Origin of the sequence: Streptomyces sp. NPDC020983, from assembly GCF_044333485.1 — a bacterium.
Classification (GTDB): domain Bacteria; phylum Actinomycetota; class Actinomycetes; order Streptomycetales; family Streptomycetaceae; genus Actinacidiphila.
Window position 1 is genome coordinate 572,587 of sequence record NZ_JBIRRA010000001.1, and the last position, 25,316, is coordinate 597,902.

22 protein-coding genes and 2 pseudogenes are annotated in these 25,316 nt (G+C 74.7%); 16 read left to right on the forward strand and 8 right to left on the reverse strand.

All coding sequences use genetic code 11. The annotated features are described in order from the left end of the window. Positions 1 to 56: 56 nt before the first annotated feature. From ACH4SE_RS02690 to paaA, 5 genes are read right to left on the reverse strand one after another with little or no spacing between them, the layout of a single operon-like run. Positions 57 to 1,118, reverse strand: coding sequence for a 2Fe-2S iron-sulfur cluster-binding protein (locus tag ACH4SE_RS02690; protein ID WP_398541425.1), 1,062 nt, complete (start codon positions 1,116 to 1,118; stop codon positions 57 to 59). Then, a complete protein-coding gene (gene paaD, locus ACH4SE_RS02695) occupies positions 1,119 to 1,637 on the reverse strand; it encodes a 1,2-phenylacetyl-CoA epoxidase subunit PaaD (RefSeq protein WP_398541426.1) in 519 nt (172 codons plus the stop codon). Next, the gene (gene paaC / locus ACH4SE_RS02700) at positions 1,631 to 2,362 is read right to left on the reverse strand and encodes a 1,2-phenylacetyl-CoA epoxidase subunit PaaC (protein WP_398541427.1); all 732 of its coding nucleotides are present in this window, start codon (positions 2,360 to 2,362) and stop codon (positions 1,631 to 1,633) included. Before paaC ends, paaD begins: the two co-directional genes overlap by 7 nt. Then, entirely contained in the window at positions 2,359 to 2,661 is a 303-nt protein-coding gene (gene paaB, locus ACH4SE_RS02705; RefSeq protein WP_398541428.1) for a 1,2-phenylacetyl-CoA epoxidase subunit PaaB, read from the reverse strand. The genes paaC and paaB overlap by 4 nt, the downstream gene beginning before the upstream one ends. Further along, positions 2,658 to 3,698, reverse strand: a complete 1,041-nt coding sequence (gene paaA, locus ACH4SE_RS02710) for a 1,2-phenylacetyl-CoA epoxidase subunit PaaA (RefSeq protein WP_398541429.1) — start codon at positions 3,696 to 3,698, stop codon at positions 2,658 to 2,660. The genes paaB and paaA overlap by 4 nt, the downstream gene beginning before the upstream one ends. A 256-nt stretch (positions 3,699 to 3,954) precedes the next feature. On the opposite strand from paaA, the gene ACH4SE_RS02715 reads away from it, so the two are divergent. From ACH4SE_RS02715 to ACH4SE_RS02725, 3 genes are all read left to right on the forward strand, one after another. Next, positions 3,955 to 4,620, forward strand: coding sequence for a DUF5819 family protein (locus ACH4SE_RS02715; protein WP_398541430.1), 666 nt, complete (start codon positions 3,955 to 3,957; stop codon positions 4,618 to 4,620). A 98-nt stretch (positions 4,621 to 4,718) separates the two neighbouring features. Further along, positions 4,719 to 5,996 (forward strand): HTTM domain-containing protein, encoded by a 1,278-nt coding sequence (locus ACH4SE_RS02720; protein WP_398541623.1) that lies wholly within the window; start codon positions 4,719 to 4,721, stop codon positions 5,994 to 5,996. 66 nt (positions 5,997 to 6,062) lie between these two features. Beyond that, entirely contained in the window at positions 6,063 to 6,863 is an 801-nt protein-coding gene (locus tag ACH4SE_RS02725) for a TrmH family RNA methyltransferase (protein ID WP_398541431.1), read from the forward strand. 18 nt (positions 6,864 to 6,881) lie between these two features. Here ACH4SE_RS02725 and paaN read toward each other — a convergent pair whose 3' ends face one another. Continuing rightward, positions 6,882 to 8,564: a phenylacetic acid degradation protein PaaN gene (paaN, locus tag ACH4SE_RS02730; RefSeq protein WP_398541432.1), complete on the reverse strand. Its 1,683-nt coding sequence runs from the start codon at positions 8,562 to 8,564 to the stop codon at positions 6,882 to 6,884. A 216-nt stretch (positions 8,565 to 8,780) separates the two neighbouring features. Here paaN and ACH4SE_RS02735 point away from each other — a divergent pair, with 216 nt between their 5' ends. Together ACH4SE_RS02735 and ACH4SE_RS02740 are read left to right on the forward strand one after the other, a co-directional pair. Next, entirely contained in the window at positions 8,781 to 10,325 is a 1,545-nt protein-coding gene (locus ACH4SE_RS02735) for a 3-hydroxyacyl-CoA dehydrogenase (protein WP_398541433.1), read from the forward strand. Next, entirely contained in the window at positions 10,322 to 10,909 is a 588-nt protein-coding gene (locus tag ACH4SE_RS02740; RefSeq protein WP_398541434.1) for a TetR/AcrR family transcriptional regulator, read from the forward strand. The genes ACH4SE_RS02735 and ACH4SE_RS02740 overlap by 4 nt, the downstream gene beginning before the upstream one ends. Before the next feature lie 58 nt (positions 10,910 to 10,967). Here the strand turns inward: ACH4SE_RS02740 and ACH4SE_RS02745 are convergent, their stop codons facing one another. Further along, a complete protein-coding gene (locus ACH4SE_RS02745) occupies positions 10,968 to 11,450 on the reverse strand; it encodes an Lrp/AsnC family transcriptional regulator (protein ID WP_398541435.1) in 483 nt (160 codons plus the stop codon). Positions 11,451 to 11,632: 182 nt separating this feature from the next. On the opposite strand from ACH4SE_RS02745, the gene pdhA reads away from it, so the two are divergent. The 10 genes and pseudogenes from pdhA (at position 11,633) to ACH4SE_RS02795 (ending at position 21,626) form a co-directional block, all read left to right on the forward strand. Then, positions 11,633 to 12,778, forward strand: coding sequence for a pyruvate dehydrogenase (acetyl-transferring) E1 component subunit alpha (gene pdhA / locus ACH4SE_RS02750; protein WP_398541436.1), 1,146 nt, complete (start codon positions 11,633 to 11,635; stop codon positions 12,776 to 12,778). Continuing rightward, positions 12,775 to 13,806 (forward strand): alpha-ketoacid dehydrogenase subunit beta, encoded by a 1,032-nt coding sequence (locus ACH4SE_RS02755; RefSeq protein ID WP_398541437.1) that lies wholly within the window; start codon positions 12,775 to 12,777, stop codon positions 13,804 to 13,806. The genes pdhA and ACH4SE_RS02755 overlap by 4 nt, the downstream gene beginning before the upstream one ends. After that, a complete protein-coding gene (locus ACH4SE_RS02760) occupies positions 13,806 to 15,224 on the forward strand; it encodes a dihydrolipoamide acetyltransferase family protein (protein ID WP_398541438.1) in 1,419 nt (472 codons plus the stop codon). Before ACH4SE_RS02755 ends, ACH4SE_RS02760 begins: the two co-directional genes overlap by 1 nt. 61 nt (positions 15,225 to 15,285) lie before the next feature. Then, positions 15,286 to 15,870 (forward strand): annotated as a pseudogene (locus ACH4SE_RS02765) (molybdenum cofactor guanylyltransferase); the annotation flags it as partial. A 138-nt stretch (positions 15,871 to 16,008) separates the two neighbouring features. Beyond that, positions 16,009 to 16,281: pseudogene (locus ACH4SE_RS02770) on the forward strand (DUF6457 domain-containing protein); the annotation flags it as partial. Beyond that, positions 16,278 to 17,681, forward strand: a complete 1,404-nt coding sequence (locus ACH4SE_RS02775) for a molybdopterin molybdotransferase MoeA (protein ID WP_398541439.1) — start codon at positions 16,278 to 16,280, stop codon at positions 17,679 to 17,681. The pseudogene ACH4SE_RS02770 and the gene ACH4SE_RS02775, both read left to right, overlap by 4 nt. Beyond that, a complete protein-coding gene (locus tag ACH4SE_RS02780) occupies positions 17,678 to 18,763 on the forward strand; it encodes a potassium channel family protein (RefSeq protein ID WP_398541440.1) in 1,086 nt (361 codons plus the stop codon). The genes ACH4SE_RS02775 and ACH4SE_RS02780 overlap by 4 nt, the downstream gene beginning before the upstream one ends. Positions 18,764 to 18,829: 66 nt before the next feature. Next, the gene (locus ACH4SE_RS02785) at positions 18,830 to 19,795 is read left to right on the forward strand and encodes an NAD(P)H-quinone oxidoreductase (protein WP_398541441.1); all 966 of its coding nucleotides are present in this window, start codon (positions 18,830 to 18,832) and stop codon (positions 19,793 to 19,795) included. A 650-nt stretch (positions 19,796 to 20,445) separates the two neighbouring features. After that, a complete protein-coding gene (locus ACH4SE_RS02790) occupies positions 20,446 to 20,754 on the forward strand; it encodes a hypothetical protein (RefSeq protein ID WP_398541442.1) in 309 nt (102 codons plus the stop codon). 311 nt (positions 20,755 to 21,065) lie between these two features. Continuing rightward, positions 21,066 to 21,626 (forward strand): bacterial proteasome activator family protein, encoded by a 561-nt coding sequence (locus ACH4SE_RS02795; protein ID WP_398541443.1) that lies wholly within the window; start codon positions 21,066 to 21,068, stop codon positions 21,624 to 21,626. A 73-nt stretch (positions 21,627 to 21,699) separates the two neighbouring features. Here the strand turns inward: ACH4SE_RS02795 and ACH4SE_RS02800 are convergent, their stop codons facing one another. Beyond that, the gene (locus ACH4SE_RS02800) at positions 21,700 to 23,388 is read right to left on the reverse strand and encodes a protein kinase (protein WP_398541444.1); all 1,689 of its coding nucleotides are present in this window, start codon (positions 23,386 to 23,388) and stop codon (positions 21,700 to 21,702) included. Positions 23,389 to 23,728: 340 nt separating this feature from the next. On the opposite strand from ACH4SE_RS02800, the gene ACH4SE_RS02805 reads away from it, so the two are divergent. Next, entirely contained in the window at positions 23,729 to 25,297 is a 1,569-nt protein-coding gene (locus ACH4SE_RS02805; protein ID WP_398541445.1) for a protein kinase, read from the forward strand. The last annotated feature ends 19 nt before the right edge of the window (positions 25,298 to 25,316 follow it).

Genomic DNA, 25,316 nt, shown 5'->3' on the forward strand with positions numbered 1-25,316 from the left:
GGGCGTCCCGGCCTCCCCGTGGGGGCGCGCCGGGACCGCCGTGACCCTGCCGCCGGTCAGGCGTCGAAGTCGACCTCGACCTCGGGCGTGAGCGGGTGCGACTGGCAGGCCAGCACATAGCCCGCCTCGGTCTCCTCGGGTTCCAGCGCGAAGTTGCGGTCCATCCGCACCTCGCCCGACACCAGCCGGCTCCGGCACGTCCCGCACACCCCGCCCTTGCACGCGAAGGGCGCGTCCGGCCGGTTGCGCAGCACCGTCTCCAGCACCGTCTCGCCGGCCTGCGAGCGCCAGCTCCCCGCCCGCCCGTCCAGCGTCGCCCGTACCGTGCCGCCGCCGGGTACCGCCGCGGCGGCGGGGCCGGGCGCGGACGGCTCGTCGACGTGGAAGATCTCCTGGTGCACCCGCGACCTCGGCACGCCGAGCTTGCGCAGCGCGCGCTCGGCCGCGGCGACGAGGCCCAGCGGACCGCACAGATACCAGCCGTCCACCGCCGCGACCGGCAGCAGCGCGGGAAGCAGCGCCGCCAGCCGCTCCTCGTCCAGCCGCCCGGACGGCAGCCCCGTCTGCTGCTCCTCCCGGGAGAGCGCCGAGACCAGCTGGAGGCGCTCCGGCCAGCGGTCCTTCAGCTCCGCCACCTCGTCCAGGAACATCGTGGAGGCCGCCGAACGGTCGCTGCGGATCAGGCAGAACCGCGCCTGCGGCTCCCGGGCCAGCAGCGTCGCGATCTGCGACAGCACCGGGGTGATGCCGCTGCCGCCGACGACCGCGGCGAAACGGCCGGGCCGCGGCTCCAGCACGAACCTGCCGGCGGGCGTCAGCACGTCCAGCACGTCTCCCGGCGCCAGCTCCTTGAGGGCGTACGTCGAGAACTCGCCCGTCTCGACCAGACGCACCCCCACCCGCAGCCGCCGCGGCCCCGGGTCGGGAGGGGCGGCCACCGGGTCGCACAGCGAGTAGGTGCGGCGGATCTCCGCGCCGTCCGCCCCGCGGCGGATCGCGATGTGCTGGCCGGGCGCGTAGCGGTACTCCCCGCGCAGCTCCTCGGGGACCTCGAACGTCACGGTCACCGAGTCGTCGGTGAGCGGGCTGACCTCGGCCACCCGCAGCGGATGGAACATTCACACCTCCTTGAAGTGGTCGAACGGCTCGCGGCACGACTCACAGCGCCGCAGCGCCTTGCAGGCCGTCGACGAGAAGCGGCTCAGCAGCACCGTCTCGGTGGAGCCGCAGTGCGGGCAGCGCACCGCCAGATCCACGGCGACCGGTGCGTCCCGGCCGCTGCCCGCGGCGTGCGGACCGGCTCCCGGGCGCGGCGGCGCGACGCCGTGCTCGGCGAGCTTGCGGCGGCCCTCGGCGCTGATCGCGTCGGTCGTCCAGGCCGGCGCCAGCACCGTGCGGACCTCGACGTCGGGCATGCCGTGCTCGGTGAGTACCCGGGTGATGTCGGCCGCCATCGTGTCCAGGGCCGGGCAGCCCGTCCACGTCGGGGTCAGCTCCACCTCCACCCGGCCCGGCCCGGTGACCTCCACACCGCGCAGCACCCCCAGCTCGGCCAGCGACACCACCGGCAGCTCCGGGTCGGGGACCTCGCCGACCAGCCGCAGCAGTTCTCGCTCCAGCGGGCTGTCGCTCACCATGTCGCCCCCGGGTGGGCGCGGTGCAGATACTGCATCTCGGCCAGCAGGCGCCCGAAGGACTCGGTGTGGACGCCCTGCCGCCCGCCGCCCGCCGACCACGCCGTGCGGTCGCTGCCCTGCGGCAGCGCGAGGGTGGCCCGGGTGAGGACGCTCCCGATCCGCTCCAGCCACGGACTACGCAGTGCGGGCAGCTCCACCGCCAGGCCCTCCAGCGGGTCGAACAGCTCCCCGGTGCAGGGCCACAGCGCCTCCAGGGCGCGCTGCATCCTGCGGTGGCTCTCCGCGGTCCCGTCACCGAGCCGCAGCGTCCACTGCTCGGCGTGGTCGCGGTGGTAGGCGACCTCCTTGACCGCCTTGGCGGCCAGCGGTGCCAGCGCGCCGTCCCGTTCGGCGAGGGCGCCGTACAGCAGCTCCTGGTAGACCGAGAAGCAGAGCTGGCGGGCGATGGTGTCGGCGAAGTCGCCGTTGGGCCGCTCCACCAGCTGGACGTTGCGGAACTGGTGGGCCTCGCGGCGGAAGGCGAGCTCGTCCTCGTCGCCGGTCAGGGAGAGCAGGGCGCGGGCCTGGCCGAGGAGGTCGAGGGCGATGTTGGTGAGGGCGACGTCCTCCTCCAGCACCGGGGCGTTCCCGGCCCACTCCCCCAGCCGCTGGGCGAGCACGAGGGCGTCGTCGCCGAGCGCGAGGGCGGCGGCCGCGGTCGTGCCCGAGAGCGCGGGTCCGGTCACAGGTGCTTCACCCCCTCGGGAATCGCGTAGAAGGTCGGGTGGCGGTAGGGCTTGTCGGCGGCGGGCTCGAAGAACGCGTCCTTCTCGTCGGGGGAGGAGGCGGTGACCGCGGTGGACGGCACCACCCAGATCGACACGCCCTCCGCCCGCCGGGTGTAGAGATCCCGCGCATTGCGCAGCGCCATCTCGGCGTCCGGCGCGTGCAGGCTTCCGGCATGGGTGTGGCTGAGCCCGCGCCGGCTGCGGACGAAGACCTCCCACAGCGGCCACTCGCCGTCCGGCTGCTGCTGCCCGCTCATGCGCCCTCCTCCTGCCGCTCGGCCTGCCGCACCCCGGGGGCGTGCTTGGCGGCGTAGGCGGCCGCCGCCTCCCTGACCCACGCACCCTGCTCGTGGGCCGACCGCCGGCGCTCCAGCCGCTCGCGGTTGCACGGCCCGTTTCCCCGCAGCACCTCGCGGAACTCCTCCCAGTCGATCGGCCCGTGGTCGTAGCCGCCGCGCTCCTCGTTCCACCGCAGGTCGGGGTCGGGGAGCGTGAGGCCGAGGATCTCCGCCTGCGGGACGCATATGTCCACGAAGCGGCGCCGCAGTTCGTCGTTGGAATGGCGCTTGATCCGCCACGCCATCGACTGCGCGGAGTGCGCCGACTCGTCGTCGGGCGGGCCGAACATCATCAGCGAGGGCCACCACCAGCGGTTCACCGCGTCCTGCGCCATGGCGTGCTGCTCGGGGGTGCCGCGGCTGAGGGCGAGCAGCAGCTCGTACCCCTGCCGCTGGTGGAAGGACTCCTCCTTGCAGATGCGCACCATCGCCCGGGCGTACGGGCCGTAGGAGCAGCGGCACAGCGGCACCTGGTTGGTGATCGCGGCGCCGTCCACCAGCCAGCCGATCGCCCCGACGTCCGCCCAGGTGAGCGTGGGGTAGTTGAAGATCGAGGAATAGCGCTGGCGGCCGGCGTGCAGCTTGTCCAGCAGTTCGTCCCGGCTGACGCCCAGGGTCTCGGTGGCGCTGTAAAGATAGAGGCCGTGGCCCGCCTCGTCCTGCACCTTGGCCATGAGTATCGCCTTGCGGCGCAGGGAGGGCGCGCGGGTGATCCAGTTGGCCTCGGGCTGCATGCCGATGATTTCCGAATGGGCGTGCTGCGCCATCTGGCGGACGAGCGTGTCCCGGTAGGCGTCCGGCATCCAGTCCCGCGGCTCGATCCTGACCTCGTCGGCCACTGCCGCGTCGAAGGCCGCCGTGAGCGCACGGACGTCCTGCGCGGTGGCCGCTCGTGCCGTCGCCGTCGTGGACGCCGTGGTGGCCGCCGAGCCCTTCGTCGTCGCCGTGGTCGTCATGCGGAACCCTCCTTCGCGCGGTCGTGCCCTGGTCAGCGCCCGGTCGGCCGCCCGCCCCCGGACGCCGCCCCCGGACGCCTTGTCAGTCGACCGACCGATCGTTCGGTCCGTTCCATGGTCGGGGCCTGATCGCAGGGGTGTCAAGGCATTCCGTCACCTGTGGATATCTCGGTAAGGTCACCGCCGGACCTCGGGATCGGTAGCGTGCTGCCCGGCATGCGCGTGCCTGGTGTGACGACGTGAGAGTGGAGAGACGATGCAGTCAGCGGAGGGATCGACGCCCCACGTGGCGACGTTGTCGCTGCCCGCACGAATAACGGTGGCGGTGACCGTCGGCGCGGTCGCCGTGGGAGCGCTCCTACACCTGGGCATGGTGTTCCTGCACGTCTCGCCGTCGAACACGCTCAACACCCAGCACGCCGCGGCGGTGAGCGACTACATCTATCCCGAGTTCGAGCAGAACTGGAAGCTCTTCGCGCCCGACCCGGTCCAGCAGAACAATCATGTGCAGGCCAGGGCAGAGGTGCGCAAGCCGGACGGCAGCACGGAGACCACCGGATGGGTGGACCTGACGGCGCTGGACGTGGCGGCCATGCGGCACAACCCGATCCCCAGCCACGCCGACCAGAACGAGCTCCGCCGCGCCTGGGGCTACTACACGGACACCCACAACGACCAGAGCCAGGCGACCTCCGGTAGCAGCAGCGACCTGAGCGACACCTACCTGCGCAACATCGTCGCCCGGCGCCTCGGCTCCCACCTCAACGGAGGGACCGTCGTCCGCATCCAGGCGCGGGGCGCGGTGACCCCGGTCGCCAAGCCGGGCTGGAGCGGCCAGAGCTCCGACACCGCGACCACTTACCGAGAGCTGCCGTGGTGGACCATCCCCGCGGCCCCCGCCGGGCAGGAGAAGGCCTCGTGAGCGACCCCCGCACCCCCGCCGGACACGCGGGCGGCGACGCCCCCGCCGCCGGCGGCCGCCACGCCGAGACCGAGGCCCCCGCCACGGACGACGGCGCCGTGACCTCGCCCTTCGCCGGACTCGGCGCCGCCGTCGACCGCGGCATAGCCCAGGGCCTGGCCAAGGTCACCGGCTCCGTCCTCGGTCCCTACCAGGTGGCGATCGTCCGTATCGGCTTCGCCCTGACCTGGCTGCTCTTCCTGCTGCGCGAATTCCCGCACCGTTCCGAGCTCTACGGCCCCGACAGCCCGTGGAGCTTCGACCTCGCCGAGCGGCTGATCGCCGGCAACCACGCCTTCACCGCGCTGATCTGGAGCGACAACCGGGGCTGGTTCGAGCTGGTCTACGCCGTGGCCATCGTGAGCAGCGTCATGCTGCTGGTCGGCTGGCGCACCAGGACCGCGTCGGTGCTCTTCATGATCGGCGTGCTGTCGCTGCAGAACCGCAGCGTCTTCATGGGCGACGGCGGCGACAACGTCGTCCACCTCATGGCCATCTACCTGGTCTTCACCCGCTGCGGCAAGGTCTGGTCGGTCGACCGCAGGCTCGCCGACCGGGCCGCGGCGCGGGCTGCGGCGGAGCCGGAGATCTCCGCGGACCTCGCGACCGCGCGCGCCGGGAGCGACCCGGTGGGGGTCGGCCTGTGGGTGCTGCTGGCCGCCGCCCTGGTGCTCGCCACCTCGATGGGCAAGCTCTCCACCGAGTGGAAGGTGGCCCTGTGGGCCGGGCTGCTGCTCCAGATGCTGTGGTGGGCGGTGCGCCGCTACGCGCCCGGCGAGCCGCGCTCGGTGCTGGACATCATGGCCAACGTCATCCACAACGGGGCCATGCTGGTGATCGTCGTGGAGGTCTGCCTGATCTACTCCACGGCCGGCTGGTACAAGATCCAGGGCAGCCGGTGGGAGGACGGCACCGCGCTCTACTACCCGCTCCACCTGGACGACTTCACCCCGTGGCCCTCGCTGTCGCACGCACTGGCGGGCAATTCGCTGATGGTCATGCTGATCACCTACGGCACCGTCATCGTGCAGGTCGCCTTCCCCTTCACCCTCTTCAACCGCAAGGTGAAGAACGTGCTGCTGGGGGCGATGATGCTGGAGCACGCGTCGATCGCGATCGTGCTCGGGCTGCCCATCTTCTCGCTGGCGATGATCGCCGCCGACTCCGTCTTCCTGCCCACCAACTTCCTGCGCTGGCTCGGCCAGCGGGTGGCCCGGCTGCTGCACCTGACCCCCGCCCCCCGCGCGGCGGTCGCGATCCCCGGCAGCAGGCAGGCCGGCGACGGTGTTCCCGCGGAGGACACGCCGGCCGCCGAGCCGGTGACCGACCTGGGCTGACCTTGGCCGGGGCCGTACGGGCCGGGGGCGGCCGGACGGCCCCGCGTCCGGCCGTAGGCTGGCGCCATGAGTGACGAGCAGGCCGCATTCCGGCTGTCCGGGGCGCGGCCCGCCGTACTGCGCTGGCACGAGCACGCCGCGGACGCGGTGCTGCTCGACGGCTTCCACGCCCTCAAGCACGCGCTGCGCTTCGGCGCCGACGTCCTTGTCGCCGTCAGCAGCGACAAGGAGGCGGTGCTCCGGCTCGCCGCCGACCTCGCGCCCGACCTGGCCGCCGAGCTCGCCCGGCGCGTGACCGAGATCCCGGCCGCCGAGCTGCGCGGCCTGGTCACCCGGGTGCACCCCACCGGCGTGGCGGCCCTCGCGGCCGCGCCGGACCCCGCGAGCCGTACGGCGGCGCTGGCCGCGCTCCCCCGGCAGGCGCCCGTGGTCGTCCTCGACCGCCCCCGCAACCTCGGCAACGTCGGCGCCGTCGTCCGGCTCGCGGCCGGCTTCGGCGTGACGGGCGTGGTCACCACCGGGGACCTGGACCCCTGGCACCCCAACGCCGTACGGGCCGGCGCCGGGCTGCACTACGCGACCACGGTGGCCCGCACCGCCGCGGACGCGCTGCCGCCGGGACCCCTGCACGTCCTCGACCCGGAGGGCGAGGACATCCGTGCCGCCGAGCTGCCGGACGACGCCCTGATCGTCTTCGGCTCGGAGCGGCACGGTGTGTCGGACGAGCTGCGGGCGCGCGCCGCCGCCCTGGTGGCGCTGCCGATGCGCCCGCAGGTGTCCAGCTACAACCTCGCCACCAGTGTCGGCATGACGCTCTACCACTGGGCCGCCACCTCACGATCCCCGCGGGTGCCGGGCCGCCCCTGAGGGCCGGGCCCGCCGCGGTCAGGCCGGCCTGCGCACCTCCACCGTCCGGAAGCGGCCGGCGACGAAGGCCGCGTCGCACAGCGCCGCGTTGGCCGCGGGATTGCCGCCCGAGCCGTGGAGGTCGGAGAAGGCGGCCGTCTGGTTCACGTACACCCCGCCGGTGAGGTTGAGCGACAGCTGGGCGCACTCCTCCAGGCACACCTCCACGAGCTGCCGTTCGACCTCGGGGGAGGTCGTGTAGCCGCCGACCGTCATCGCGCCGTGGTCGCGGACGGTACGGCGCAGCAGCCGCAGCGCCTCGTCGGTGGAGTCGACCGCCACGGCGAACGCGACCGGGCCGAAGCACTCGGCGGTGAAGAGCGCCTCGCTGTCCGGCTTGGCCGCGTCCAGCCGGACGAGCGCGGGGGTGCGGACCACGGCACCGGGGAAGTCGGGATGGACGACCTCCCGGGAGGCGAGCGCCACCTCGCCCATACCGGGGGCGGCCTCCAGCCGGGCCCTGACCTCCGGGTTGACCAGGGCGCCGAGCAGCGCGTTGGCCCGTGTGTCGTCACCGAGCAGCTTGTCCACGGCGGCGCCGAGGTCGGCGACCACCTCGTCGTACGTCCGCGGGCCGGCCTCGGTGCCGATGCCGCTCCTGGGGATCAGCAGATTCTGCGGTGTCGTGCACATCTGCCCGCTGTACAGGGACAGCGAGAAGGCCAGGTTGGCGAGCATGCCGCGGTAGTCGTCGGTGGAGTCGACGACCACCGTGTTGACGCCCGCCTTCTCGGTGAAGACCAGCGCCTGGCGGGCGTTGGCCTCCAGCCAGTCGCCGAAGGCGGTCGAGCCGGTGTAGTCGACGATGCGGACCTCGGGACGCAGCGCCAGCGTCTTCGCCAGGCCCTCGCCGGGGCGGTCGGCGGCGAGGCACACCAGGTCGGGGGAGAAGCCGGCCTCGGCCAGCACGTCCCGGGCGGCGGACACGGTCATCGCGAGCGGCAGCACGGCCTGCGGGTGGGGCTTGACCAGCACCGCGTTGCCGGTGGCCAGCGAGGCGAAGAGGCCCGGGTAGCCGTTCCAGGTCGGGAACGTGTTGCAGCCGATCACCAGGCCGATGCCGCGAGGCACCGCGGTGAAGGACTTCCGCAGCTCCAGCGGATCCCGCTTGCCCTGCGGTTTCACCCATTCGGCAGTGCCGGGCACGCGGACCTGCTCGGCGTACGCGTAGGCCACCGCTTCCAGGCCGCGGTCCTGGGCGTGCGGCCCGCCGGCCTGGAAGGCCATGGTGAACGCCTGCCCCGAGGTGTGCATGACCGCGTGGGCCATCTCGTGGGTGCGCGCGTTGATCCTGGCCAGGATCTCCAGGCACACCAGCGCCCGGGTCTGCGGGTCGGCGTCCCGCCAGGCGGGCATCGCCGCACGCATCGCGGGCAGCAGGACGTCCGGATCGGGATGCGGATAGCGCACGCCCAGCTCCACGCCGTACGGCGAGCGCTCGCCGCCCGTCCACTCGTCGGTGCCGGGCTGCTCGGCGGCGAAGGGGAACGGACGCCCGAGCAGCGCCTCGAAGGCGGCCTTCCCCTCCTCGGCGTTCCCGTACGCCTTCGGATGCTCGGGGTAGGGCGACCAGTAGCCGCGCGTCCTGATCGTGTCCAGCGCCGTGTCGAGCGTGGCACGGTGGCTTTCTGCCAGGGACTGGGGGGAGAGACCGGCGGACAATGGGACCAACTCCTCGTCGAGCTGCGTGGAGTGAGGGCGACACGGCTAGATTAACCGAATGGTCGGTCGGGACAAGGGCGGCCGACCCGGCCTGTGGAAAACTCGCCTGGCCGCCACGACCCGACCGGGACGGCCGGACGGGACGGGCACCGGCCGGGCGGGGACGCGCGAGCAGGTCGGACAGGCAGCACACCGCGAGCAGGGACAGGGGACAGCGTGACCGGGATCGACCGCACCAGCACCGTGGCCGTCGTCGGCGCCGGCACCATGGGCCAGGGCATCGCGCAGGTCGCGCTGCTCGCCGGTCACCGGGTGCTGCTCCACGACGCCCTCCCGGGCCGGGCCCGGGCCGCCGCCGACGTCGTGGGCGGGCGCCTGGACCGGCTCGTCGCCAAGGGACGGCTGGGCGCGACCGAGCACAGGGACGCGCTGTCCCGGCTCGTCCCCGTGGAGAGCACCGGCGAACTGGCGGACGCCGCGCTGGTGGTGGAGGCCGCGGTCGAGGACCTGGCCGCCAAGCAGACCCTCTTCGCCGGCCTCGAGGACGTCGTCGCGGACGGCTGTCTGCTGGCGACCAACACCTCCTCGCTGCCGGTGACCGCCATCGGAGGGGCGCTGCGCCTGCCGGGCCGGCTGGTCGGGATGCACTTCTTCAACCCCGCCCCGCTGCTGCCGCTGGTCGAGGTGGTCGCGGGCGCGGAGACCGCCCCCTCGGCCGTCTCCCTCGCCGCCGGCACGGCGACCGTGTGGGGCAAGACGCCCGTGGTCTGCACGGACACCCCGGGCTTCGTCGTCAACCGCATCGCCCGCCCCTTCTACGCCGAGGCCCTGCGGCTCTACGAGGAGCGGGTCGCGGACCCGGCGACCATCGACGCGGTGCTGCGCGAGTGCGGCGGCTTCGCCATGGGCCCCTTCGAGCTGATGGACCTGATCGGCCAGGACGTCAACGAGGCGGTGACCCGCACGGTCTGGGAGGCCTTCTTCCACGACCCGAAGTTCACCCCGTCGCTGGCCCAGCGGCGTCTGGTGGAGTCGGGCCGGCTGGGCAGGAAGTCCGGCCGCGGCTGGTATCCGTACCCGGCGGACGGCGGTCCCGGCGGCACCGCCGATCCCGGACACCAGCCGCACACCGCGGAAGCCGCCCTGGCGCCGGCCCGGGTGCTCCTGCGCGGCGGCCTGGGGCCGGCCCGGGACATGGTGCCGATGCTCGGGGAGGCCGGCATCGAGGTCGCCGAGGGCACCGGGGCCGCCGAGGACACCGGGGGCGGTGACGGCGGGCTCGTTCTGCCGGACGGGACGCTGCTCACCTTGACCACGGGCCGGGAGAGGGACGAGCCGCAGATCCACTTCGACCTGGCGGCCGACTACCGGGCCGCCACCCGCATCGCGCTCGCGCCCGGCCCGGGGGTGCACGCCGACGCGGTGGCGCACGCCGTCGGACTCTTCCAGGCGCTCGGCAAGGAGGTCAGCGTCGTCAACGGCGTGCCCGGCCTGATCGTCGCGCGGACCGTCGCCATGCTGGCGGACCTCGCGGCGGACGCCGTCGCGCGGCAGGTCGCCTCCGCCGAGGACGTCGACACCGCGATGCGGCTGGGGGTCAACTACCCGCTCGGGCCGCTGGAGTGGTGCGACCGGATCTCGGCGCGCTACGTGGTGGATCTGCTGGAGGGGATGCACGCGTGGTACCCCACCGGCCGCTACGCCCCCAGTCCGGGGCTGAGGCGGCGCGTCGCGGCGCAGGAAGGTGTGATCTCCTCATGACCATGCCGAAGCGCGACACATACACGCCGGATTCGCTGCTCGCCGTGGCCGTCGGGGTCTTCAACGAGCGGGGTTACGACGGCACGTCCATGGAAGACCTCTCCCGCGTGGCCGGGATCTCCAAATCCTCCATCTACCACCATGTGCGCGGCAAGGAGGAGCTGCTGAACCGCGCGGTGGGCCGGGCTCTCGACGCGCTCTTCGGCATCCTGGAGGACCCCGCGGCCGCGGAGGGTTCGGCGGTGCGGCGGCTGGAGTACGTCATCCGGCGCACGGCCGTGGTCCTGATGGACGAACTCCCCTATGTGACACTCCTGCTGCGGGTCAGGGGCAACACCACGACCGAGCGCTGGGCCATGAAGCGCCGCAGGGAATTCGACCAGCGGGTCGCCGAGCTGCTCAAGGCCGCCGTGGCGGAGGGGGATCTGCGGACGGACGTGGAGGCCCGGCTGGCGACGAGGCTGCTGTTCGGAATGATCAACTCGATAGCCGAGTGGTACCGGCCGGCGGCCAGGGGGGCGCTGGACCCGGAGCAGGTCGCCGACGCCGTGGTGCGGCTGGCCTTCGACGGGCTGCGTGCGTAGACGGCGGCCGGGGACCCCGGGCGAGCGTCACCCGAACGGGTGAAGGCGGGGTACCGGGTCAGTCCCCGACCACCAGGTCCGTCTCCTCGAAGACCAGCAGCGTCCTGCTGCTCAGCACCTCCTCGATCGACTGGAGCCGGGTGAGCACCAGCTCCCGCAGGCTTCTGTTGTCCACCGTGTGCACCAGCAGCAGGACGTCGAAATCGCCGCTGACCAGGGCGATGTGGGCGACGCCGGGAAGGAGGACGAGCTTCTCCCGCACTGTCCGCCAGGAATTCTGCACGATCTTCAGGGTGATGTAGGCGGAGGCCGCGTGCCCCGCCCGCTCGTGGTCCACGCGGGCGGTGAAGCCGCGTATGACCCCGTCCTCGATGAGCCGGTTGATCCGGGCGTACGCGTTCGCCCGGGAGACGTGCACGCGTTCCGCGACCGACCGTACCGAGGCTCTGCCGTCCTCCTGGAGCAGCCGCAGGATCGTGCGGTCCGTCGGGTCCAGCGGCCGCGCCGCCGGCTCCTGGTCGGCCATCTGTTCTCTCGCCATCCCCCGGGGGCTCCCTACCATGGACGTACTGGCTCCATCTCAGGCTGTGCAGAACCGTTTGTCCACAGGCGGGACCACCCCGTAGCCAAAATGCCTCCGGCGACCGAACAATCGGTAGGGAGAGCGGGATCCGCTCGCGCTACCGACTGCTGACGGTCACCGACCACAAGGAGGTGCTCGCGATGACCGTGCTGGACACCCCCGCCTGGCGGCCACGCGCCGACGCCGCGCCGCTGCTGCCCGACCCGGAGCCCTACCGGGTGCTCGGCACCCCCGCCGCCGCGCGGCTGGAGCCCGCGCTGCTGCGCGCGCTGTACGCGCAGCTCGTCCGCGGCCGCCGCTACAACCGGCAGGCCACCGCGCTGACCAAGCAGGGCAGGCTCGCCGTCTACCCGTCCAGCACCGGCCAGGAGGCCTGCGAGGTCGCCGCCGCCCTCGCGCTCGGGCCCGCCGACTGGCTCTTCCCCAGCTACCGGGACACGCTCGCGGTGGTGGCCCGCGGGGTCGATCCCGTGGAGGCGCTGACACTGCTGCGCGGCGACTGGCACACCGGGTACGACCCGCGCGTCCACCGGGTCGCCCCGCTCAGCACGCCGCTCGCCACCCAGCTGCCGCACGCCGTCGGCCTCGCGCACGCCGCCCGGCTCAGCGGCGACCCGGTCGCCGCCCTCGCCATGGTCGGCGACGGCGGCACGAGCGAGGGCGACTTCCACGAGGCGCTCAACTTCGCCGCCGTCTGGAACGCCCCCGTGGTCTTCCTGGTGCAGAACAACGGCTTCGCCATCTCCGTGCCCCTCGCCAAGCAGACCGCGGCCCCCTCCTTCGCGCACAAGGCGGTCGGCTACGGGATGCCGGGACGGCTGGTGGACGGCAACGACGCACCGGCCGTCCACGAGGTCCTCACCGAGGCGCTGAACCGCGCGCGGGACGGCGGCGGCCCCACCCTGGTCGAGGCGGTCACCTACCGGATCGACGCGCACACCAACGCCGACGACGCGGGCCGCTACCGCGAGGAGGCCGAGGTCGCCGCGTGGCGTGCCTACGACCCGGTGGAGCTGCTGGACAGGGAGCTGACCGGGCGCGGGCTGCTCGACGACGCGGGGCGGCGGCAGGCGGAGGAGGAGGCGGAGACGCTCGCCGCCGACCTGCGCGCGCGGATGCACGCAGAGCCCGCGCTCGATCCGATGGAGCTCTTCGCGCACGTCTACGCCGAGCCCACGCCGCAGCTGCGTGAGCAGTCCGAGCTGCTGCGGGCGGAGTTGGCGGCGGAGGCGGAGCACACGGCAGCGGCCGCCGCGCCGGAGCCGGGGGCGGAGCACCGGTCATGACCACCGCCACGACCGACGCGGGCCGCCAGGCGCCGCCCGCAGGCAGGCAGAGCACGATGGCGCAGGCGCTCAACCAGGCGCTGCGGGACGCCCTGGCGGCGGATCCCGCCGTCCACGTCATGGGGGAGGACGTCGGGACGCTGGGCGGGGTCTTCCGTATCACCGACGGCCTGGCCAGGGACTTCGGTGAGGACCGCTGCACCGACACGCCGCTCGCCGAGGCGGGCATCCTGGGCGCGGCCGTCGGGATGGCGATGTACGGGCTGCGGCCGGTCGTCGAGATGCAGTTCGACGCCTTCGCCTACCCGGCCTTCGAACAGCTCGTGAGCCATGTCGCCAGGATGCGCAACCGCACCCGGGGCGCTCTGCCGCTGCCCATCACCGTGCGCGTCCCGTACGGCGGCGGCATCGGCGGGGTGGAGCACCACAGCGACTCCTCGGAGGCCTACTACGTCCACACCCCGGGCCTGCACGTCTTCACCCCGGCGACGGTGGAGGACGCGTACGGGATGCTGCGGGCGGCGATCGCCTCCGACGACCCGGTGATCTTCCTGGAGCCGAAGCGGCTGTACTGGTCGAAGGCCGAGTGGTCGCCGCAGGCACCGGCCGAGGTGGCCCCGGCGGGACGGGCCGTGGTCCGCCGGGCGGGGCGCACGGCGACGCTGGTGACGTACGGGCCGTCGCTGCCGGTGTGCCTGGAGGCGGCGGAGGCGGCCGAGGAGGAGGGCTGGGATCTGGGCGTGGTGGACCTGCGCAGCCTGGTGCCCTTCGACGAGGAGACCGTCGCCGCGGCCGTACGGGCCACGGGGCGGGCGGTCGTGGTCCACGAGGCGGCGGGCTTCGCCGGGACGGGCGCGGAGATCGCCGCGCGCCTCACCGAGCGGTGCTTCCACCACCTGGAGGCGCCCGTGCTGCGGGTCACCGGCTTCGACATCCCCTACCCGCCGCCGATGCTCGAGCGGCACCACCTCCCGGGCGTGGACCGCATCCTCGACGCGGTCGGCCGGCTCCAGTGGGAGGACGACTGATGGCCGTCGTGCGCGAATTCACGCTCCCCGACCTCGGGGAGGGGCTGACGGAGGCGGAGATCGTCCGCTGGCTGGTGCAGGTCGGCGACGTCGTCGCGGTCGACCAGCCGGTGGTCGAGCTGGAGACGGCCAAGGCCGTGGTCGAGGTGCCCTGCCCCTACGGCGGGGTGGTCACCGCGCGGTTCGGCGAGGAGGGCGAGTCGCTGGCCGTGGGGCGGCCGCTGGTGACCGTCGCCGTCGGGTCCGGCGACGCGGCGGGGATGCCCCGGCCGGACGGCGCGGGCGGCACCGGGGACGCGGGCGGCGGCTCCAGCGGCTCCGGGGGCGGCGGACAGGGCTCGGGCAACGTGCTGGTCGGCTACGGCACCGGCGGGGCCACGGGCCGCCGCCGGGGACGGCTGCGCACGGGCGGGGGCCCGGCGGTGCCCGCTGCCGCAGCCCCCGCGCCCACGACATCCGCTCCCGCTCCCGTTGCTGCTCCTGCTCCCGCTCCTACTCCCGCTCCCGCGCTCGCGCCCGCCCCGCGGCCCGCGGTGGGCGGCGCGGAGGGCGGGCCGGTGGCCGTCATCTCGCCGCTGGTACGGCGGATCGCGCGCGAACACGGCCTGGATCTGCGGACGCTGGCCGGGAGCGGACCCGAGGGGCTCATCCTGCGTTCCGACGTCGAGCGCGCGATCGCCGCCCCGGCCGCCGTGCCCGGCACCCCGCCTGCGGCCGCCGTGCCGGAGGGCGCGGAGCGGGTGCCGCTGCGCGGGATACGGCGGGCGGCCGCGGAGAAGCTGGCCCGCAGCCGCCGCGAGGTGCCGGACGCGACGTGCTGGGTGGACGCCGACGCCACCGAACTGCTCGCCGCACGGGCGGCGATGAACGCCTCCGGGCAGCGCCGGATCTCCGTGCTCGCGCTGCTCGCCAGGGTGGTCACGGCCGCGCTGGCCCGATACCCGGAGCTCAACGCCACGGTGGACGCGGAGCGTTCGGAGATCGTGCGGCTGCCCGCTGTGCACCTCGGCTTCGCCGCACAGACCGACCGCGGCTTGGTGGTGCCCGTGCTGCGTGACGCCCACACCCTGACCACCGCGGCGCTGTCGGACGGGATCGCCCGGCTCACCGAGTCCGCGCGCGCCGGCACGCTGTCGCCGGCCGAGCTGACCGGGGGCACGTTCACCCTGAACAACTACGGCGTCTTCGGTGTCGACGGCTCCACGCCGATCATCAACCACCCCGAGGCGGGGATGCTGGGCGTGGGCCGGATCTCCCCGAAGCCGTGGGTGCACCAGGGCGAGCTGGCGGTGCGCCAGGTGGTGCAGCTGTCGTTCACCTTCGACCACCGGGTGTGCGACGGCGGCGTCGCGGGCGGCTTCCTGCGGATGGTGGCGGATTGCGTGGAGCAGCCCGCCGTGCTGCTGGCGGCCGTCTGACACCACCCGGAGCCCGCTCCCCCCGGCCGCGCCGCCCGCCGGCCGGGGGATACTCGGCGGCATGACGACGAGCTACGACGCGGTGGTGCCGGCGGGCGGGGCCGCCCGGCGGCTGGGCGGCACCGACAAGCCCGCGCTCGCAGTCGGCGGCCGGACGCTGCTCGACCGCGTGCTCGCGGTGTGCGCGGACGCCGGGCGGACGGTCGTCGTCGGCCCCCGCAGGCCCACCGCCCGGCCCGTGCACTGGACCCGGGAGGAACCCGCGGGCGGCGGCCCGCTGCCCGCGCTGGCCGCCGGGCTCGCCGCGCTGGGCGGCCCGGACCGCCCCCCGGTGGTGCTGGTGCTCGCGGCCGATCTGCCCTTCCTCACGGTGGACACGGTCGCGGCCCTCACCGGCGCCCTCACCGGCGAGTGGGAGGGTGTGCTGCTCACCGACGCCGGCGGCCGCGACCAGCCGCTCGCGGCGGCCTACCGGGCCGAGCCGCTGCGCCGCGAGGCCGCGCTGCTGCGGTCGGAGTACGGCACCCTGTCCGGCCTGCCGCTGCGCCTGCTCACCGCGGAACTGACGCTGCGCCGGATCCCCGACCCCACCGGCCGGGCGAGCTTCGACTGCGACACCTGGGAGGACGTCGCGGTGGCGCGCTCCCACCTCGACCGGCACGGCGGCCTCTCCGGCCCCTGACGCCCCGACAGCCCCCCTGTCACCGGCGGCCGGAGGATCCGCGGCCCCTCCCGGTGGGCCGGGCGGGGTGTCCACGGGGTGAGCCTGGGTGGCTTGCGGGGGCGGATCGGGGACCATGGGCGTGTGGTGGACGAATGGATCGCAGCAGTCAAGACCGAATTGGGTATCGACCTCGACGTGGACACCGGTGTCCTGCTCGACCTGGCCCGTGACGCCGCCCACGGTGTCGCCCGCCCGGCGGCGCCGCTGACCACCTTCCTGGTGGGCTACGCGGCCGCGCAGGCCGGCGGCGGGCCGCAGGCCGTGCGGGAGGCGGCGCGCAAGGCCGCGGATCTGGCCGTGCACTGGCCGGAACCGGAGGGACAGGGCGGATGAACGGCCCCCGTGACCGCGGACGCGGCGGTGAGGACGCCGCCGACCGCGCGCTCGACGACGCCCTCGCACTGGCCAGCGGCCCCCGGGGGGTGGCCGGCCGGTCGGCACGCCCGCCCGCGGGCGATCCGCTGGCGGTCGCACTCGGCCACGAGCCGGCGCGCGTGCCGGACCCGGCCCCGCCCGCGGCGAGCGCCGTCTCCTGGCCGGAGGCGCGGCGTATCGCCCGCCGGGCGGGGCGCCGCCTCGACGCGCGGACGCTGCCGCTCGGCGAGGACGTTCTCGGCATGGCCCTGGCCGGCCCGCTGCCCGCGCTGACCGACCTGCCGCCCTTCGACTCCTCCGCGATGGACGGCTGGGCCGTGTCGGGCCCGGGCCCGTGGCGGCTGAAGGGGCAGGTGCTCGCCGGGCAGCGGGGGCCGTCGGAGCCCCTGCTGGGCGGCCACGCGGCCCGTATCGCCACGGGGGCGGTGCTGCCGCCGGGCACCACCGCGGTGCTGCGCAGCGAGCACGGCGGTGTGCGGCAGCGGACCGACGGGGAGTGGCTGCACGTGCTGGCGCCGCACTCCGCCCCCCGGCCCGGTCAGGAGATACGGCGCAGGGGCCAGGAATGCCGCAGCGGCGACGAGCTGCTGCCCGCGGGAGCGGTGGTCAGCCCCGCGGTCCTCGGGCTGGCCGCCGCGGCCGGATACGACGAGCTGGCCGTCGTCATGCGCCCCCGGGTCGAGATCCTGGTGCTCGGCGACGAACTGCTGGACCAGGGCCCGCCGCGCGGCGGGCGGGTGCGTGACGCGCTCGGCCCGATGCTGCCGTCCTGGCTGCGCGGGCTGGGCGCGGACGTGACCGGGGTGCGGAGGCTCGTGGACGACGCCGACATCCTGTACGCCGCCCTGGCCGCGAGCACCGCCGACCTGGTGGTGACCACCGGCGGGACGGCGGGCGGCCCGGTCGACCACGTGCATCCCGTACTGGCGCGGCTGCGCGCCGGGCTGCTGGTCGACGGGGTGGCCGTGCGGCCGGGGCATCCCATGCTGCTCGCCCGGCTGCCCTCCGGCAGCCTGCTGGCCGGGCTCCCCGGCAATCCGCTCGCGGCGGTGTCGGGCGTGCTCACCCTGGTCGCCCCCGTGCTGCGCACGCTCGCCGGGCGCCCGCTGCCGGCCCCGTACGCGGCCCCGCTGACCGCGGACGTTCCCGGCCACCCGGTGGACACCCGGCTCGTGCCCGTCGTCTTCGACGACGAATCGGCCGCTCGGCCACTGCATTTCACCGGCCCCGCGATGCTGCGCGGGCTGGCCGCGGCGGACGGTATGGCGGTGATCCCGCCGGGCGGCGGGAGGGCGGGGGAGGAGACGGCGGTCCTGGACACCGGGGCACTCGCGCCCGCCTGGGGTACCGGCGCATGACCCCTCCGGAGGGCCCGGGGAGCGCGGAGCGGCAGCCGCCGCCCGCCGCCACGCCCGGCAGCCGGACGGTGGTCTTCCCGCGGCAGGCCGCGGGGCCGCTGGTGCAGGTGAGCCGGCGTCTGCTGCTCGCGCTCCTGGTCCTCGCCGTGACCGTCGTCCTCGTCTACGCCGACCGCCGCGGCTACCACGACGCGGCGGACACCTCGGTGGGTTTCCTCGACGCCCTCTACTACTCGACGGTCACGCTGTCGACGACGGGTTACGGCGACATCGTCCCCTACAGCACCGGTGCACGCCTGACGACCACCTTTCTCGTGACGCCGCTGCGCGTCCTCTTCCTGATCATCCTGGTCGGCACGACGCTGGAGGTGCTGACCGAGCGGACCAGGGAGCAGTTCCGGCTCACCCGTTGGAGGAGAAAGGTGCGCGATCACGTCGTCATCGTGGGATACGGCACCAAGGGCCGGGCGGCGGCGCGCACGCTGCTGGGCCGCGGGGTGCCGAAGGAGCAGATCGTGGTCGTGGACCCCGACCACAAGGCGGTGCACGGCGCGGCCCAGGAGGGGTTCGTCGTGGTCGGCGGCGACGCGACCCACAGCGAGGTCCTGCGCCGGGCCGAGGCGCAGCGGGCGCGGCAGATCGTCGTCGCGGCGCAGCGGGACGACACAGCCGTCCTGGTCACGCTGACCGCGCGCCAGCTCAACCCGGCGGCGCACATCGTCGCCTCGGTCCGCGAGGACGAGAACGGACCGCTGCTGCGGCAGTCGGGCGCCGACTCCGTCATCACCAGCTCCGGTTACGCGGGGCGGCTGCTGGGTCTCGGCGTGCTCAGCCCCAGCGTCGGGCAGGTGATGGACGATCTGATCACCTACGGCAGCGGGCTCGACCTCATCGAGCGGCCGGTGGCGGCGTCCGAGGCGGGCAGGGCGCCGCGCGAGTGCGCCGACCTGGTGGTGTCCGTCAAGCGCGGCTCGCGCCTGATCGGCCACGACGACCCGGACGCGTCGCCGCTGCGCCCGACCGACCGGCTGATCACCATCCACCGGGCGACGGGCGGTCAGGGGGCCGTGCCGGCGGACTGACTCCGGCGTCCCCCGCCGCCGCACGGCGCGGCGGACCGCCGCAACCGCTTCCCGTATGGTCGTGACATGCGTGCGATCACCATTGCCGAGCCCGGCGGCCCCGACGCGCTGGTCCTCGCCGAGGTCCCCGATCCCGAACCCGGCCCGGGCGAGGTGCTCGTCGAGGTCGCGGCCTCGGCGGTGAACCGCGCCGACGTCCTCCAGCGGCAGGGTTTCTACGACCCGCCGCCGGGTGCCTCCCCCTACCCCGGGCTCGAATGCTCCGGGCGGATCGTGCGGCTCGGTACGGGAGTGGCGGGCTGGTCGGTCGGGGACGAGGTGTGCGCGCTGCTGTCGGGCGGCGGCTACGCCGAGCTGGTGGCCGTGCCGGCCGGACAGCTGCTGCCGCTCCCCCGGGGCGTGGACCAGGTCTCGGCGGCCGGGCTGCCCGAGGTCACCGCGACGGTCTGGTCCAACGTCTTCCAGATCGCGCACCTGCGACCGGGTGAGACGCTGCTCGTGCACGGCGGCTCCAGCGGCATCGGCACCATGGCGATCCAGCTCGGCAAGGCGATCGGCGCGACGGTGGCCACCACCGCGGGCAGCCCGGAGAAGCTGGCCTTCTGCGCCGGGCTGGGCGCGGACATCCTGGTCAACTACCGGGAGCAGGACTTCGTCGAGCAGTTGGGCGACCGCCGCGCGGACGTCGTCCTGGACGTGGTCGGGGCGAAGTACCTGGACCGCAACCTCGACGCCCTCGCCCTCAACGGGCGCCTCGTCGTCATCGGTATGCAGGGCGGTGCCAAGGCGGAGCTCAACCTCGCGAAGCTGCTCGGCAAGCGGGCGGCCGTCATCGCGACGAGCCTGCGGGCCCGGCCGGGGGAGGAGAAGGCGGCGATCGTCGCGGCCGTCCGCGAGCACGTCTGGCCGCTGGTCGAGGCGGGCACGGTGCGCCCGGTCGTCGACCGCACCTTCCCGCTGGCCGATGCCGCCGCCGCGCACCGGCTGATGGAGAGCAGCGAGCACATCGGCAAGATCCTGCTCGCCGTCTGATCGCCCCCGCGTCGCCGGATGCCCGGGATGCCGGACGTGTCACCTCGTGTGACGCTGGTTCCACCGAGAGTCCGGCGGAGAGGCGAGGGACGTGCGGTGGGCATCCGGCAGGCGCGGGTCACCGCCCGGTGTGGCGCATCCCGTCCGCCCCGCCGGCGTCACCGTCCTCCGCGCGGCGGCGCCCGTGCTGCTCGCGGCGGCCCTCGTCGCCCCGCCGGCCGCCGGGCGCCCCGCCCCGCCGGGGCCGCCCGCCTCCGCCTCCGCGCGGGGTGACGCCCCGCGGGCCGACTCCCGGTGCGGCGCGCCCGCCCCGGCCGGGGCGGGACCCGCGGCCCGGCGGCCCGCAGCCGGGCGGGGCCGGGGACCTCCGGCCGCCCGCGCCCTCCGGGACCGCCCGCCCGGCGCGACCCGCACCGCCGCCGGGGACCGCGCGGCCTCCCGGTCCCCCGCCGCCCGGCCCACCCGTGACCGCCCCGCCGCACGGCGCGGCGCGTCCGCCCGCCACCTCGGGCACACCGGCCACGCCCCCGCCGTCCCGTCCGCCGGCTCCCGCCGTCCCGCCCGTTCCCTCCCGCCCTGCCGGAAAGCCCGCCCGCCCCGATTCCGCGCGGCCGTCCGTGCCCTCCTCCGGCGGCGCGCTGCGGCCGCCCGTGAGCATCCCGGCCGGCGGATCCGGCCCGGGCGGGCACGCGCGGCACCGCGCCTACGGGGACGGGCCCCGGCCGCACCGCTACGACCACGGCGTCCGCGAGCAGGCGCCCTCGCTCGTGCCCGGCGCGGACCCCACCGCCCCGCCGCCGGCCCCCGCCACCCTCCCCGCACCGGCCGCGGCGCACGGCGACCCGTCCCCTGCCGCTGTCCGGGGACCCCGGGTCCTCCGCGTGCTGCCGCTCGGTGCGGGGATGGTGCTGGTCGGCCTCGGCCTGGGCTTCCTGGGACTCCGGCTGCGCCGCCCCTGACCTCCCGGCGCCCCCCGCCCTGCTCTCCCGCGCGCCCGCGCCCGCGCGGGCGCACCAGTGGGCACGGCGCCCCCGCGACCTGCCCCATGGCTGGACGGACGGGGGCAGCGTGCCCCCCGTGTCCCGGTGGCCGTTCCCCGGGGGGGCGCCGGTGCTGCTGGTGGTAACGGTGCTGGTGGGGCGGGGCCACCGGCGCCCCGGGTCACCCGCTCGCGGCCGCACCCCGGCAGGCGGGCCGGCGGGTGAGCGGGGAGCGCGGGGGACGAGGGGGCACACGGCCGCGGGGCAGGCAGGTGCGGGACAATGGCGGCATGGAGATGCCGATGAACGAACGCTCGCCGGAGAGCTCGAAGAATCCGCAGGTCCTGGTCGTCGGGCCGGACGGCCTGGCGCTGGGCGGTGCCAAGGGCACGGACGGCGAGGAGGGGCGCGAGGTCCCGGTCACGGAGATGGTCGAGCAGCCGGCGAAGGTGATGCGGATCGGCAGCATGATCAAGCAGCTCCTGGAGGAGGTGCGGGCGGCGCCTCTGGACGAGGCCAGCCGGGTGCGGCTGAAGGAGATCCACGCCAGCTCCGTGAAGGAGCTGGAGGCCGGGCTCGCGCCGGAGCTGGTGGAGGAGCTGGAGCGGCTGTCGCTGCCCTTCACCGATGACAGCGTGCCGAGCGAGGCCGAGCTGCGGATCGCCCAGGCGCAGCTGGTCGGGTGGCTGGAGGGCCTCTTCCACGGCATCCAGACCGCGCTGTTCGCCCAGCAGATGGCGGCGCGCGCGCAGCTGGAGCAGATGCGGCGGGCACTGCCGCCGGGTGCGCTCGGGCACGAGGAGGAGCTGGAGGGCGGCCACCCCGGCTCGCGCTCGGGTCCGTACCTCTAGTCCGCGGAGCCCCGGCAGCGGTGCGGGCCCGCCCTCCGCGAAGGAGGGCGGGCCCGCGGAGCCTGCGGCGCGGCTAGTTGGCGCTCTTGCCGGTGGAGACCCAGATGGTGACCTTGTCACCGGAGCTGGCGTCGAAGTCGTCGAGGGGCTTGGGGTTCTGGGAGGTGACGGTGCCCTTGCCCCACTGCTGCTCGTCCATGTCCTTGATCTCGTACGGCCAGTTGGCGGCCTTCATGCAGGCCACGGCGGAGTCGACGTAGATCGAGGTGAAGTCGGGCATCGTCATGAGGTTGGGCTTGCCCGGGTTGATCAGCTCGTTGTGCGCCTTGGTGCACTCGCTGGGCTCGATGGTGCGGGTCTGGTCGCCCATGACGACGCCGTCGCCGGTGGCGGTGGGCGTCGGGGCCCCGGTGGTCGCGGTGGGGTTCGGGGCGGCCGTGGGGTCGGGGTCGGGCTTGCCGCCGCCCTGCGTCGCGAGGACGACGGCGACGATGACGACGATGACGACACCCACCACCGCGGCGCCCACGATCAGCGGGGTGTTGCGCTTGCGGCCGCCCCCGGGCCCGCCCGGGCCCATGCCGCCGCCCATGTGCTGCGGGGGTATGCCCTGCAGGGAGGGCGGTGCGCCCATGCCGTAGGCGGTGCTGGGCGGCGGGGTCGGGGCGCCCTGCTGCGGGTAGCCGTAGGCGGAGGGCGGCGGGGTGTGCGGGGCGTAATTGGACTGCGGTGCGGGCGTCGTCGGCGCGTACGGCGTCTGGAGCTGCGGCGGCGGGGTCTGCACGGGCCCCTGCGCGGAGGGGAAGACGGAGTGGGCGACGCCCTCGCCCCGGCTGCTGGTGACGGCGTCGCCGGAGAGCTGCGGCATCGCGTTCTGCGCGGTGGCGGCGAGGACGCGGTCGGTCTCGTCGTGCATGGCGTCGGCGGTCGGGAAGCGCTCCGCCGGGTTCTTGCGCAGGGCGCGGGCGATGAGCGCGTCGACGGCCGGGCTCAGCGCGCGGTTGAAGCCGGAGGGCGCCGGGGGCGTCTCCTGGACGTGCTGGTAGGCCATCGCGAGCGGGGAGTCGGCGTCGAAGGGGAGCCGGCCGGTGAGGAGCTCGAAGAGCATGCAGCCGACCGAGTAGAGGTCGGAGCGCTCGTCGACACCGCGCCCGAGGGCCTGCTCGGGCGACAGGTACTGCGGGGTGCCGACGACCATGCCCGTCTGCGTCATCGACGTGACGCCGGACTGCATGGCCCGTGCGATGCCGAAGTCCATGACCTTCACGACACCGCGCCGTGTGATCATCACGTTGCCGGGCTTGATGTCCCGGTGGACCAGGCCCATCTCGTGGCTCACGGCGAGCGCGGCGAGCACGTCGCCGACGATCTTCAGCGCCTTGTCGGCGGGCATCGCGCCGTACTGGGCGATGTCGGCGGCGAGGACGTCGCCGAGCGGACGGCCCTCGATGTACTCCATGACGATATAGGGGACGACCTGGCCGTCGATCGTGTCCTCGCCGGAGTCGAAGACCGAGACGATGTTGGTGTGGTTGAGCTTCGCGACGGACTGCGCCTCGCGGCGGAAGCGCTCGCGGAAGGACTGCTCGTGGCCGAGGTTGGTGTGCAGGGTCTTGACCGCCACCGGCCGGTCGAGCACGGTGTCGTGCGCCAGGTGCACGGAGGCCATGCCGCCCTGACCGAGCAGGTTGCGCAGTACGTAGCGCCCACCGCCCACCGAGCGCCCCGTGTAACCGCCGCCCTGCGTGGCGTCCCCGCTCATCAGTACCGCTACCCCCATGAAGGTCCGACGGGATGACACACGTCCCCGAGCTTGCCCGCTCAGTCTGGCCGATCGCGCGGGCACGTCAAGTTCGTTGACCATCTCGTCACCTGATACGCATCGAGCCCGTACAGAACGCGGAACTTTCCCGCGTATCGGGATCGGGCGGCCGCCGGGGGGTAGGCGGCTGGGGTGAGCGGTGCGCGGCGGCCCCGGCCGACGGGGTCGCGGCGACGGGTGCACGGGTGCGCCCGTTCACCGGACGCGGGCCGAGACGGCCGGCGGAAAAGCGGTACGGTGGCGCACCAGACCAAGCGATGGCGAACGACGGCGAGGACTGATGGTCGACCCGAACGAGACGGCCGCGGCCACCGGAGCGTCTGAGACCTCCCTCCAGCAGTGGGGCACGGGCTCCGTCGTCGGCGACGGCCGCTACCGGCTGACGCGCAAGCTCGGCCGCGGCGGTATGGCCGAGGTCTTCGCGGCGGAGGACGTGCGGCTGGGCCGGATCGTCGCCGTCAAGCTGCTGCGCGGCGACCTCGCCGAGGACCCCGTCGCCAAGGCCCGCTTCACGCGCGAGGCACAGGCCGTCGCGGGCCTGAACCACCACGCCGTCGTGGCCGTCTACGACTCGGGCGAGGACCGCACCCCGAACGGCACGGCCCCTTACATCGTGATGGAACTCGTCGAGGGCCACACGATCAAGGACCTGCTCACCAGCGCCACGCCGCCGCCCGTCGACCAGGCGCTGCTGATCGTCTCCGGTGTGCTGGACGCCCTCGCGTACAGCCACCAGCACGGCATCGTGCACCGGGACATCAAACCCGCCAACGTGATCATCACGACGGGCGGCGCGGTCAAGGTCATGGACTTCGGCATCGCCCGCGCCCTGCACGGGGCCGCGACCACCATGACGCAGACCGGCATGGTCATGGGCACCCCGCAGTACCTCTCCCCGGAGCAGGCGCTCGGCAAGTCCGTCGACCACCGCAGCGACCTCTACGCGACCGGCTGCCTGCTCTACGAGCTGCTCGCACTGCGCCCGCCCTTCGTCGGCGAGACCCCGCTCTCCGTCGTCTACCAGCACGTCCAGGACGAGCCGCGGCTCCCGTCGCAGGTCAGCGACCGGGTGCCGCCCGAGCTGGACGGCCTGGTGCTGCGCTCGCTCGCCAAGCAGCCGGAGGACCGCTTCCAGAGCGCCGAGGAGATGCGCGGTGTCGTCGGCTACGCCCACCAGGCCCTCACCCAGCAGGGCGGCTGGACGGGCGGCATGTGGGACACCGGCGCCATCACCGCGGTCCTCCCCGAGGGCCGTGCCCCCGGCGCCGGCGGCTACCGCCCGGACGGCGGCAGCGGCAGCACCGCCGAGCTGAAGGCCCCGCTCGTCCCCGGCGTCGTCGGCGGCGCGGCGGCGGGCTCGGGCACCGGTTCCGGCGGCAGCGGCTACGACGGCGGCAGCGGCAACCGCTGGCTCAAGCCCGTCCTCTTCACCGTGGCCGCGGTGCTGGCCGTGGTCATCGGCGTGGTCCTCGCCACGCAAGGCCACGGCAGCGGCGACAACCCGGCCGACAACCACCAGCCCACGTCGTCCACGAGCGCGCCCGCCGACCGGCCGAGCGACGAGCAGCCCACGGACCAGCCGACCCAGGAGCCGACCGACACCGGCGGCCCCACGGACGAGCCGACGAAGCCGTCCTGGACCCCGTCGACGAGCGCGCCGCCCCCGTCCCCGACGAAGACGCCGCCGACCGAGGACACGCCGTCGTCGAAGCCGACGAAGACCACGCCGCCGCCGACGAAGGACACCCCGTCCTCCTCTCCGACCGACGACGCCCCGACGGGCACCCCCACCGCCGGGTCGGGCGGCGCCGGCAACGGCGGCCCCGGGGGTTCCGGCGACAAGCCCTGATCCCGGGCGCCGCCCCGCG

What these genes read in the sequence shown, in the direction of transcription:
- ACH4SE_RS02690 (WP_398541425.1), bottom strand. Translation starts at nt 1,118, where the DNA reads ATGTTCCATCCGCTGCGGGTGGCCGAGGTCAGCCCGCTCACCGACGAC.
- paaD (WP_398541426.1), bottom strand. Translation starts at nt 1,637, where the DNA reads ATGGTGAGCGACAGCCCGCTGGAGCGAGAACTGCTGCGGCTGGTCGGC.
- paaB (WP_398541428.1), bottom strand. Translation starts at nt 2,661, where the DNA reads ATGAGCGGGCAGCAGCAGCCGGACGGCGAGTGGCCGCTGTGGGAGGTC.
- paaA (WP_398541429.1), bottom strand. Translation starts at nt 3,698, where the DNA reads ATGACGACCACGGCGACGACGAAGGGCTCGGCGGCCACCACGGCGTCC.
- ACH4SE_RS02715 (WP_398541430.1), top strand. Translation starts at nt 3,955, where the DNA reads ATGCAGTCAGCGGAGGGATCGACGCCCCACGTGGCGACGTTGTCGCTG.
- ACH4SE_RS02725 (WP_398541431.1), top strand. Translation starts at nt 6,063, where the DNA reads ATGAGTGACGAGCAGGCCGCATTCCGGCTGTCCGGGGCGCGGCCCGCC.
- ACH4SE_RS02740 (WP_398541434.1), top strand. Translation starts at nt 10,322, where the DNA reads ATGACCATGCCGAAGCGCGACACATACACGCCGGATTCGCTGCTCGCC.
- ACH4SE_RS02745 (WP_398541435.1), bottom strand. Translation starts at nt 11,450, where the DNA reads ATGGCGAGAGAACAGATGGCCGACCAGGAGCCGGCGGCGCGGCCGCTG.
- pdhA (WP_398541436.1), top strand. Translation starts at nt 11,633, where the DNA reads ATGACCGTGCTGGACACCCCCGCCTGGCGGCCACGCGCCGACGCCGCG.
- ACH4SE_RS02755 (WP_398541437.1), top strand. Translation starts at nt 12,775, where the DNA reads ATGACCACCGCCACGACCGACGCGGGCCGCCAGGCGCCGCCCGCAGGC.
- ACH4SE_RS02760 (WP_398541438.1), top strand. Translation starts at nt 13,806, where the DNA reads ATGGCCGTCGTGCGCGAATTCACGCTCCCCGACCTCGGGGAGGGGCTG.
- ACH4SE_RS02775 (WP_398541439.1), top strand. Translation starts at nt 16,278, where the DNA reads ATGAACGGCCCCCGTGACCGCGGACGCGGCGGTGAGGACGCCGCCGAC.
- ACH4SE_RS02780 (WP_398541440.1), top strand. Translation starts at nt 17,678, where the DNA reads ATGACCCCTCCGGAGGGCCCGGGGAGCGCGGAGCGGCAGCCGCCGCCC.
- ACH4SE_RS02785 (WP_398541441.1), top strand. Translation starts at nt 18,830, where the DNA reads ATGCGTGCGATCACCATTGCCGAGCCCGGCGGCCCCGACGCGCTGGTC.
- ACH4SE_RS02795 (WP_398541443.1), top strand. Translation starts at nt 21,066, where the DNA reads ATGGAGATGCCGATGAACGAACGCTCGCCGGAGAGCTCGAAGAATCCG.
- ACH4SE_RS02800 (WP_398541444.1), bottom strand. Translation starts at nt 23,388, where the DNA reads ATGAGCGGGGACGCCACGCAGGGCGGCGGTTACACGGGGCGCTCGGTG.
- ACH4SE_RS02805 (WP_398541445.1), top strand. Translation starts at nt 23,729, where the DNA reads ATGGTCGACCCGAACGAGACGGCCGCGGCCACCGGAGCGTCTGAGACC.